Annotated in this window: 9 protein-coding genes; 2 read left to right on the top strand and 7 right to left on the bottom strand. The window is 74.9% G+C overall.

Annotated elements, in window-relative coordinates:
* Positions 1–207: 207 nt before the first annotated feature.
* The 3 genes from LCD31_RS20990 to LCD31_RS20980 all read right to left on the bottom strand — a co-directional run bounded on the left by LCD31_RS20990 (position 208) and on the right by LCD31_RS20980 (position 3,647).
* Positions 208–1,329, bottom strand: coding sequence for a S1 family peptidase (locus tag LCD31_RS20990; protein ID WP_224960452.1), 1,122 nt, complete (start codon positions 1,327–1,329; stop codon positions 208–210).
* A gap of 173 nt (positions 1,330–1,502) precedes the next feature.
* A complete protein-coding gene (locus LCD31_RS20985) occupies positions 1,503–2,504 on the bottom strand; it encodes a hypothetical protein (RefSeq protein WP_224960450.1) in 1,002 nt (333 codons plus the stop codon).
* Between the two features lie 387 nt (positions 2,505–2,891).
* The gene (locus tag LCD31_RS20980) at positions 2,892–3,647 is read right to left on the bottom strand and encodes a GntR family transcriptional regulator (protein WP_224960449.1); all 756 of its coding nucleotides are present in this window, start codon (positions 3,645–3,647) and stop codon (positions 2,892–2,894) included.
* A 316-nt stretch (positions 3,648–3,963) separates the two neighbouring features.
* Between LCD31_RS20980 and LCD31_RS20975 the strand changes: the two genes are divergently transcribed.
* Positions 3,964–4,995 carry an SIS domain-containing protein gene (locus LCD31_RS20975; RefSeq protein ID WP_224960447.1) on the top strand — a complete coding sequence of 344 codons (1,032 nt, stop codon included), beginning with the start codon at positions 3,964–3,966 and terminating at the stop codon, positions 4,993–4,995.
* Positions 4,996–5,256: 261 nt separating this feature from the next.
* Here LCD31_RS20975 and LCD31_RS20970 read toward each other — a convergent pair whose 3' ends face one another.
* Entirely contained in the window at positions 5,257–6,096 is an 840-nt protein-coding gene (locus LCD31_RS20970) for an amidohydrolase (protein ID WP_224960445.1), read from the bottom strand.
* A 116-nt stretch (positions 6,097–6,212) separates the two neighbouring features.
* Here LCD31_RS20970 and LCD31_RS20965 point away from each other — a divergent pair, with 116 nt between their 5' ends.
* Complete coding sequence (locus LCD31_RS20965; RefSeq protein ID WP_224960443.1) at positions 6,213–7,160, top strand: N-acetylglucosamine kinase; 948 nt, start codon at positions 6,213–6,215, stop codon at positions 7,158–7,160.
* Positions 7,161–7,274: 114 nt separating this feature from the next.
* On the opposite strand, the gene LCD31_RS20960 is transcribed toward LCD31_RS20965, so the two are convergent.
* The 3 genes from LCD31_RS20960 to LCD31_RS20950 all read right to left on the bottom strand — a co-directional run bounded on the left by LCD31_RS20960 (position 7,275) and on the right by LCD31_RS20950 (position 9,438).
* Positions 7,275–7,985, bottom strand: coding sequence for a DUF3159 domain-containing protein (locus LCD31_RS20960; protein ID WP_308011332.1), 711 nt, complete (start codon positions 7,983–7,985; stop codon positions 7,275–7,277).
* 249 nt (positions 7,986–8,234) lie between these two features.
* A complete protein-coding gene (locus LCD31_RS20955) occupies positions 8,235–8,945 on the bottom strand; it encodes an ESX secretion-associated protein EspG (protein ID WP_224960442.1) in 711 nt (236 codons plus the stop codon).
* Between the two features lie 64 nt (positions 8,946–9,009).
* Positions 9,010–9,438, bottom strand: a complete 429-nt coding sequence (locus LCD31_RS20950) for a hypothetical protein (RefSeq protein ID WP_224960456.1) — start codon at positions 9,436–9,438, stop codon at positions 9,010–9,012.
* Positions 9,439–10,085: the final 647 nt, after the last annotated feature.

The following is a 10,085-nucleotide window of genomic DNA, read 5'->3' as shown; positions in this document are numbered from 1 at the left end:
GGGTTCCCGGGGGCCCCCCCCGCTTCCTCTTTTTCGGCCGGGGCCGCCGCCCCAACACCAAAAACCCCCCCCCCCGCGCGGGGGCCGCTGAGGTTCCGCCACCCCACCCCCACGCAGCAGAAGCAGCGAAAAAGCAAGACGGGCTGCGTCTCGTGGGGCTGAGACGCAGCCCGTCCGGCTGCCATCACCCGGTGACCGGGCTCCCGATCACTCCGTGATCAGGGTCAGGCCGTAGGCGTCCAGGATCTCGTTGACCGGCTGGAAGTAGGTCGTACCACCGCTGGTGCAGTCGCCCGAACCACCGGAGGTCACGCCCTGCGCCTGGTCACCGGCCAGCCACGAGCCGCCGGAGTCGCCGGGCTCGGCGCACGCGTCGGTGCGGGTCAGCCCGGTGACGGTGCCCTCGGCGTAGTTCACCGTCTGGTTCTTGGCCTGGACGGTGCCGCAGTGCCAGCCGCTGGTGGAGCCGGACCGGCAGATCGAGGCGCCCTCGGCGGCCTCGGTCGAACCGGCGACGCCGACGGTGCCGCCCGCGTAGTCGTTCACCAGGCCGCGCGGGGTCTCACCGGAAGCGACCTCCACGTAGGAGTAGTCGTCCCCGGGGAACGAGGAGCCCGCGAAGGTGCCGGACGGCGTGCTGGTGGTGTCGCCCTCGCTGCCGCAGTGCCCGGCGCTGACGAAGCCGCCCTCCACCGAGAAGCCGACGGAGCAGCGGGCGCTGCCGCCGATCGTGTAGGCGTTGCCGCCGATCACGTCGGCGAGGATGCGCGGGGACTCCGCGGATTCGACGACGCGCACGGCCTGCGCGCCCACCCCGGTGGCGTGCACGAACTCGTTCGCGGCGGCACCCGCGCCCTCGGCGGCGGTGACCACGACCGAGTTGGCGGCCGAGTCCAGGTACCAGCCGGTGACGCCCTGCGGCGCCTGGCGGGTGTTGAGCCCGTCGACGACGCCGGCCAGCTGCGCGGTGCTGTGCTCGACCAGCTTCGGCTCGGCGCCCGCGGCGCGGATCTCGTCGACCAGGTTCGCGTCGGTGGTGCCGACGACGAGCTTGCCCAGCTCGGCGTCGTAGCGCGAACCGCCGAACGCGTCGGCGAGCACGCCGCGCAGCGTCCGGTCCGCGGTGTTGGCGATGGCCTCGCTGTGCAGCCGGGCCTGCGCCTGGTCGGCGGTGAGGCCGAAGTCGCGCTGCATGGCTTCGAGCTGGGTGGCTGCCTTCTCCAGCGGCGCGGGGGCGACGGTCGCCGAAGCGGGCATGGTGAAGGCGGCGACGGTTCCGGCCGCCAGCACGATCGTCCCGGCCATTCTGGCCGCGAGCTTGCGCGTCATAGGTGGGTCTCCTACTCCTTGAGGTGGGGCTCAAAGATCCCTACGAGGAGCCAGTATTGGTGGGGGCCACCGCCCGGCACATCCACCTTTCGACGCATCGACGCGCAAAAATTCCCGGTTATCCGGCATTCCGGCCGGATAACCGGGAATCGTCACCATTCGCTGCTCTCCGATCACGGAGAGTCGGGCTGCTCCTGCATTGCGGATTCGCCGCCCGCGGAACCCCGCTCGCCGGTGGGGCCGGACTCGGGCCCCTGCTCGCCGGTGGGCTGCGGGGCTTCGGAGGCGCCGGTCTCGCGGGTCGGTTCGGTGGCCTCGCTCCGCCCGGTCTCGGTGGTCTCGGTCGGTTCGCCGGAGGTCGGCTCGCCGGAGGTCCGCTCCGCGGATTCGGAGCTGCTCTCCTGCTGCTGCGAGGAGGTCGGTTCCGCGGATCCGGTCTCCTGCGGCGCGGGGTCGCCGGTGTCCCGGTTCGCCGCGGGCGTGAAGACCTTGCTGATCGTGGTGCCGCCGTCGCCGCCGGAGAGCGGCTTGCCGAGCACCCCTTCGAACCCGGTGATCAGGAGCATGCCGAGGCCGAAGATGAGGGCGCTGGTCGCGGCGACGACGCCCCAGCGGAGGCGGCGGCCGCGCGGCGCGGTGCTCGCCGCACCGGTGTCGTCCGAAGTCGCCGAGCCGTCCGAAGCCGCCGTGCCGCCCGAAGCCGCCGTGCCGCCCGAAGCCGCCGAGCCGTCCGCAGCGGCCGTACCGCCCGAGGTGACCGCCCAGTTCAGCATCCGGGTCCGCGCTTCCGCGGGGTCGAGCCTGCGGGTCGCGTCGGGGTCGCGGTCGACCTGCTCACCGCCGGGCCAGTGCATCCCGGGCGCCTGGATCCTGCGGGTGGCCTCGTCCGCGGGCGGGGCCGGGCGGGACGCCGGGGCGCTGGCGGTGGCGTGCTGCCGGATCGCGGTGGTCTTCTTGATCCCGGCGCGGGCGACGACGACGTTCGCCTTGTCCTTGGTGACCTCCAGCTTCTGCTTGGTGGTCTCCAGGGAACGCTGGTACAGGGCACCGCCGACGGTGATGACGACGCTGGTCAGACCGGCTCCGAACACGGTTCCCGCGACTCCGAGGTACGAGCCGAGGAACGCCGCGGTCACCGAGGCGAGCGCGCCTCCGGTGACCTGCGTGGCGGACAATTCGATCTTCTTGGATTTCTTTTCCGCGGGCTCATCGTCGTCGGTTCCGGTCGCCCCCCGTTCGACATTCTCCTTCGCCACTGTGGCTCCTACTTGATCTGGTGCGCGCTCTCTCGAACCTGTCAACGGATGATCTCGCCACAATTCTCCCGATTGTTGCGCTTTCGTGATGACTACCACTTCGGGTAACGAGGAGAACACCCGCGGATTTCGATCTCGGCGGCGTCCGAACGAAGCGAGGAGGGCGAACCGGCGTTGCGCCGGGCAGCGGAAACCGCGCGCCGCGGAGGCGCGAACCGGTGGCCCCGAAAAGGGGCGCTGCGGTCTCCGGCGGCACCGTCGGCGCGGGAGACAGCGCGGGACCCGGCTCGGTGCCGGGCCGGTCGATCACTGCGGCGGGTTGAGCCGGGCGACGAACTTGTACCGGTCACCGCGGTAGATGGAGCGGACCCATTCGACGGGTTCGCCAGCGGAGTCGAAGGAGTGGCGGGACAGCAGCAGCATCGGCAGGCCCACGTCGGCGCCGAGCGTCTCGGCCTCCTCCGGGCTGGCCAGCGCGGTCTCGATGGTCTCGTCGGCGTGCCCGAGCTCCACGCCGAAGTGCTCGCGCAGCACCCGGTACAGCGAGCCGCCCGATTCGAGCCGACCGGTGAGGCCGCGGAACCGGGACAGCGGCAGGTGGGTGGTCTCGATGGCCATCGGTTCCCCGTCGGCCAGCCGCAGCCGCCGCAACCGCAGCGCGGCCGAGCCGGGCCGGGTCCCGAGCAGGGTGGCGAGCTCCTGGTCGGCGGGCTCCTCGACGACCTCCAGTAGCCGGGACGCGGGCTGGCGGCCCTGGGCGCGCATGTCCTCGGTGTAGCTGGAGAGCTGGAGCCGCTGCGCGACCTTCGGCTTGGCGGCAAAGGTGCCCTTGCCCTGCACCCGCAGCAGCCTGCCTTCGACGGTGAGTTCGGCGAGCGCCTGGCGCACGGTGGTGCGGGAGACGTCGAACTCGGCGGCCAGCGCGCGCTCGGTGGGGATCGGCGAGCCGGGGGGTAGCGAGCGCAGCATGTCCAGCAGGTGCTGCTTGAGCCCCCAGTACTTGGGTTCGCGCTGCGCGCGCACCGGGGTGTCCGCCCCGCCGGACACCGACGTTTCCAGCATTCGTCCTCCTACGCCGAACCTGCCGCGATGGCCGCCGCTCGATCACCCGATGTCCGGCCGCGGCCCCGGGCCGCCACCTCCCCGCACGAGGGGTGGCCGCACGCGGTGGCGGTGAGCTCGCCCACCCGCGCACCGCACCTGGCCCGTCCAGCATGCCTGAACGACGACACGCCCATCACGTTCTCCACAGTTTTCCCACATTGATGATCTTGGTCCGCACGCCGGGTGGCCGGAGCGGTGTCGCACGGGTCACGCTCGGGGGCACGGCACGTTCGATAACATTGGTCTAGACCTAATGGCCCAGCGAGAGGCACCCATGAGCGAGGCGAACCCCGGCGAGAACATGCGCGCCGAGATCGACGAGCAGCCGCGGATCTTCGCCGAGCTGCTCGAAGCCACCGACATCGCCGCCGTCGCGAGCACCATCGCGCAGCGCAAGCCGCGCTTCGCGCTGCTGGCGGCCCGCGGCTCCAGCGACCACGCGGCGCTGTACGCGAAGTACCTCATCGAAGTCCTGCTGCAACTGCCCGCCGGGCTCGCCTCGCCCTCCACCACCACCCTCTACGGCGCGCAGCCCGACCTCAGCGACGTGCTGCTGCTGACGGTCAGCCAGAGCGGCGGCTCGCCCGACCTCATCGAGGTCACCGAATCCGCCCGCCGCCGCGGCGCGACCACCGTCGCGATCACCAACACGCCGGACTCGGCGCTGAACGCGGCCGCCGAGCTCTCGGTGCACGTCCGCGCCGGGCAGGAGCTGGCGGTGGCCGCCACCAAGACCTACAGCGCCACGCTGCTCGCGCTGTACCTGCTGGTCGACGCGATCCGCGGCGGCACCGGGCAGGCCGCCGCCGGGCTGCCCGACCTGGCGCGGCGGGCGCTGGCCGAGAGCACCGCGGCGGTCGGCGAGGCGGTGCAGCGGCTGCGCTCCACCGAGCGGCTGGTCACCACCGCCCGCGGCTACTCGCTGGCCACCGCGCTGGAGGCGGCGCTCAAGCTCGCCGAGACGAGCTACCTGCCGGCCCGCGCCTACAGCGGTGCCGACCTGCTGCACGGGCCCGTCGCCGCCATCGACCCCGCCACCGCGGTGCTCGCGGTCAGCGGCGGAGGACGGGGCGGCGCCGCGATGCGCGAGGTGCTCGACGTGGTCCGCGAACGCGGCGCCGACGTGCGCACCCTCGGCTCCGGGCCCGCCGCGGAGCACCACATCCCGGTGCCCGGGTGCGCCGAGGAGCTGGCGCCGGTGCTGGAGATCCTGCCGGTGCAGCAGCTCGCCCTCGAACTGGCGCTGGCCCGCGGCGGCGACCCGGACCGGCCGCGCGGGCTGTCCAAGGTGACCCGCACCCGTTGATCGTCTGTTCGGGCGAACCCGCCGACGCCCGCTCCGCGCGGTGCCGAGACCAGCACGTTCGGTGCCGCGCGGGGAAACGCCTGCGTCGGCGGGGTCCGGCCGGAACATTAGAAGCCCGCCTCACCGAGGGGGCGGGGTGAGGCGGGCAGCGTCAGATTACGCCGAACGGGTCAGAAATGACCACCGTTCCGGGCCGGGAAAAACGCGGTTGCCCGGGATGCGTCGAAGATCCCCTTCCGAGACCACCGCCGCGCACGGAGGTCAGAGCTCGTAGACCTCGCGGGCCGTGCCGTCGAAGATCGCGGCCCGCTCGTGCTTCGACAGGCCGTCCAGCAACCGCGACGTCAGCTCCAGCACCTCGCGGTACGACGCCGACAGCAGGCACACCGGCCAGTCCGACCCGAACATCAACCGGCCCGGGCCGAACGCCTCCAGCACCACGTCGACCCAGGGCCGCAGCCGGTCCACGTCGGGTTCGCGGCCCCACCCGGCGGCGGTCGCCAGGCCGGACAGCTTGCACACCACGTTCGGATGCTCGGCGAGCTTGCGCACCGGTGCCGCCCAGCCTTCCGGGTCCCCGCCCACCGGCGGCCTGCCGCAGTGGTCCAGCACGAAGGTCAGCTGCGGGAACTCGCCCGCCGCCTTGAGCACCGCGGGCAGCTGCTCCGGCCGCGCCACCACCTCGAACAGCAGCCCCGCGTCCTCCACGGCGGCGAGCGCGCGCAGCACGTCCGGCCGGACCATCCAGTCCACGTCCGGCTCGGCCTCCACCCGGTGCCGCAGACCGCGCAGCCACCGGCCCGCCGGGTGCGACAGCAGCGGCCCCAGCTGCTCCCGCGCGGTGCGCGCGGTCAGGTCCACCCAGCCGACGACGGCGCCGATGCACTGCGCCGAATCGGCCAGCACCAGCATCTCGGGCGTCTCCTCCGGATCCGCCGCGGTCTGCACCAGCACGGTGGTGTCCACCGAGGTGCCGCGGACGGTCTGCGCCAGGTCCGCCGGCCGGAAATCGCGGCGCAGCGGTTCCATCTCGGGTCCGGTGATCCACGGCTGGTCCCGGACGTCGATGTCCCACAGGTGGTGGTGCGCGTCGACGGTCATCGCTCGCTCGTCCTTCCCCGGCTCCCGGCGATCAGCCCCACAGTGTGCTCGCCGCCCCGCGGGGACCTCGGGGCGGGCGGGCTTCCCGCTCCCGCCCGCTGCGGTACAACGGACGGATGCGGGAGTTGGTGCTCGGCCTCGACATCGGCGGCACGTCCAGCCGCGGCCCGGTCGGTCCCCGGGGCGGCCGGGTGCTCGGCAGCGGGTCCGCCGGTGGCGGCAACCCGAACTCGCACCCCCCGGAGCAGGCCGTCGCGCAGGTCGGGGCAGCCGCCCGCGCCGCGCTCGACGGGCTCGACGGCGCGGCCGTGCGGTCGGCGGTGCTCGGCATGGCCGGGGTGAGCGCGATGACCGACCCGCGGGTGGCCGGGCTGTTCGAGGACGGCTGGAAGTCCCTCGGGCTGGACTGCCCGGTGCGGGTCGTCAGCGACTGCGAGGTGGCGTTCGCCGCCGGGACCGGCGCCGCCGACGGCACCGTGCTCATCGCGGGCACCGGGGCCATCGCGGCCCGCATCGAGGACCGCCGCGAAGTGGCCGTCGCGGGCGGGCACGGCTGGCTGCTCGGCGACGAGGGCTCGGCGTTCTGGCTCGGCCGGGAAGCGGTGCGGCACGCGCTGCGCACCACCGACCGGGACGAAGTGCCGGGCACCGGGCTCGCCCGGGCCGTGCTGGAGCAGGTGCTCGGCGACACCGCGGGCGATCCGCCTGCACTGCGCAAGCGGCTGATCACCGCGGTGAACGGGGCCGCGCCGATCCGGCTCGCCGAACTGGCACCGCTGGTCACCGCCGACTGCGCGGCGGGCGGCGCCGGGTCCGGGATCGTGGCGCGAGCCGCGGCCGAACTCGCCGACACGGCCGTGCGAGCGCGACGGGACACCGGGCCGGTCGTGCTCGCCGGCGGCCTCACCGCGGACGGGAACCCGGTCGGCACCGCGCTGCGCGCCGAACTCGCCGCTCGGCTGCCCGGGGTGCCGCTGCCCGCGGCGGGGCCGGGCGCCGCCGGAGCCGCCTGGCTGGCCGCCCTGGACCTGACCGGCGAGCCACCCCGCTACCCGGAGATCTGAGCAGCGGGTTCGGTCCTGCGGACCGGGCTGGACGGTCGCGCGGCGGGTCGTGGCGGTGGCGGGGCCGCTCCGCCACGGGTTCTCAGCGGACCCGGGGCCGCGGGCGGCGAAACCTCACCCCTGGGCGACCCGCGGGTGCCGGAGCCCGGGGTGATCGGAGGGCAGGGCCTTCCGCAGCACCCACCAGCTGCCCGCGATGCACAGCGCCACCAGCGGCCAGGTCAGGACGGCCTGCGCCGCGCTGAGCGCCAGCACCGCATCGGCCAGCCACAGCGGGATGAACACCAGCAGCCGCACCGCGTACTGCCCGACCCACACCCAGCTGGCCAGACCGTAGCCGCGCAGCAGCGCCGGATCACGCCGCCACCGCTTCCCCTGCCCCAGCACCGCGCCGACGATGACGCCCAGCAGCGGCCAGCGGGCGGCGATGCTCACCATCCACATCAGCGCGCTGACCGCGTTGGTGACCAGCCGCGCCAGGAAGAAGTCCGCGGCGTTGCCGGTGTAGAGCGCGATCACCGCGCCGAGCAGCACCGCGAGCAGGCTGACCAGCACCGCCAGCGGCCGGTCGCCCCCGCGCAGCCGCCACACCCCGAGCACGGCGCCGACGCCGACGGCCGCCGCGCCACCGGCGAGGATCGATTCGCCGCCGAGCCACCAGCCGAGGCCGAACGCCACCGGCGGCAGGCTCGCGTCCAACGCGCTGGTGCGGCCGCCGAGCAGCCCCATCAGCGAATCCTGCTCGGACCGTTCACCGGTCCCCGAGATCTCCGGCCCGCCGTCTTCCGGGCCGGTCCGCGCCTGCCCCGTCTGCCGATCCTGCATCACGCTCTCCAGCCTGCCGCACCGGAGGCCGCCGACGCACCCACCGGCCTTCCGGCGGATGCGAATCACAGGCGGGGACGTGCGGCTCGAATGCCTGTCTTCCAGCTCGTTCGCGGTGGTGGGGGCCGCGCGGTCGGGTCGGCGTCCGCGGAGGTTCCGGGCGTGCCGGTCGGCAGTCAGCTCGCACTCGATCATGTCACAACAACGGCCACCGGTTTCGGGACGAACCGGACCGTTTCGCGCCGGGCGTCAGGCGCGGGCCAGGCGGGAGAGCTGCTCGGACAGGCGCTCGGCGACGGCCGCCCGGTCGGCGGGCGCGCAGGTCAGCACGTCGCGACCGTCCGGCGTGGTCTCGCCGAGCAGCGTGAACCGGCCCAGGTCGTTGTCGAACCAGGCCAGCCCGGCCGGGTCGCCGCCGCGGCGTTCACCACCCGAGACCTGGAAGTGCCCGATCCGGTAGCGGTGCCGCGAGGTGATCTCCTCCAGCGCCCGGGAGTGCGCGGCCCGCTCCGCCCGCACCGGCTCGCCCGGCGGCGTCGGCGCCTGCGGCAGCAGGTCGGCGCACACCTCGGGCAGGTCGTGCGGGTCGAGGAAGTCCAGCCGCAGCCCGCGCCCGTCGAGCACGCCCACCACCCCGACCTCACCGGTGGCGACCACGCGGGCCGCCAGCCGCTGCCCCGTGCGCACGTCGAGCAACCCGGCCGCGGCGATGGACACCTCGGACCCGCACAGCAGGTACAGCGCGTCCTCCACCTCCGGTTCGGGCCTGCCGTCGGCGGCGAGCCCGGCGGCTTCCAGCTCGCCCCACACCTGCCGCACCAGCCGGGCCCGTTCGTCGGCGGACTCCTCCGGCCGGGACAGTTCGAACGGGTACTGCCGGACGTCCAGGTTGAGCTGCTCGCCGAGGACGTCCACGGCGGGCAGCGAGAGGGCGATCGTGTCGACCATCGGCTGTCGCATCTCACCTTCGGTGCGGCGGGCTCGGTGCGGAGCCCGCCGGTCAGGGATCGGAGCTCGGTGCTCCTCAGAAGTCGCGGTACCCCGGCGGCGCTTCGCCGAGCACCGGCGGCGCCACCAAGCGGCCGCCGCCGTACTCGTCGTCGTAGACGTCGTCGGCTTCGAGCAGGAACTGCGGGCCGCGGTTGCCCTCGTCCAGCTCGCCCGGGCGGTAGCCGCCGGTGCTGAACTCCCGCTCGCGCGACTCGTGCTGGACCTCGTCGACCGCCGCCCAGGAGCTGCGGCGGGCGGGCCGCTGGCTGGAGGTGCGCGCCCGCGAGCTCATCGGGCCGAAGCCGCCGTCGGGGCGGGATTCGAACCGGTCGGGCTGCGGCGCCGGACGCGGTGGTTCGGGGCGCGGGCTCTCCTGCTGCTCGACGGGTCGCGGTGGCTCGGGTCGCTGCTGCTCGGCCGGGCGCGAGGGCTCGGGGCGCGGCTCCGGTTGCCGGGGTGGCATCGGAGGTCGCGCCGCAGCACCGGGCGGCGGCCCCTGGGGCGAGGGCGCCTGCGGCGGCGGGGCCCCGTGCGGCGGCATGCCCGGCCGGGGCCCTGCCTCCGGCACCGGTGGCACACCCTCCGGCGCCGGTGGCGGGCCCGCTGGGACCGGAGGTGCGCCCGCCGGGCCGGACGGCGAGCCCGCCTGCGCTGGAGGCGGCCCCGCAGGTGCTGGAGGCAACCCCGCAGGTGCTGGAGGCAGCGGAGTGCCGTGCGGCGGCGAAGCCTGCTCCGGTCCGGGTGGCGGCTGGGGCCCTGGCGGTCCCTGCTCCGGGCGCGGCGAGTTCTGCTCCGGACGCGGCTGGCCCTGCTCCGGACCCGGCGGGACCGGAGCACCCGGCGCAGGTGCGGCCTGCTCGGGTGCCGGCGGCAGCGGGGCGCCGGCCTCGGGCGGCGGCCCCTGCTCCGGACGCGGCTGCCGCACCGGGCCGGTCCCGTGCGGCGCGGCGAGCTGCTGCGGCTGCGGAATCCCGTGCGGCGCGGACTGCGGATCGGCACCGCCCGGCGGGGGGGGGGGGGGCCCCCCCGGGGCCCCCCCGGTTGGCGGCGGGGGGGGGGGGGGGCCCGGGCCGGGGGCCCGGGCGCCCCCGGCCCCCGCGGGGGGGGGGG

The organism is Saccharopolyspora sp. 6M (genome assembly GCF_020176775.1).
In the GTDB taxonomy this organism is placed as follows: domain Bacteria; phylum Actinomycetota; class Actinomycetes; order Mycobacteriales; family Pseudonocardiaceae; genus Saccharopolyspora_C; species Saccharopolyspora_C gregorii.
Note: the sequence above shows the minus strand (reverse complement) of the source record. Positions and strands in the feature narration are given on the sequence as shown.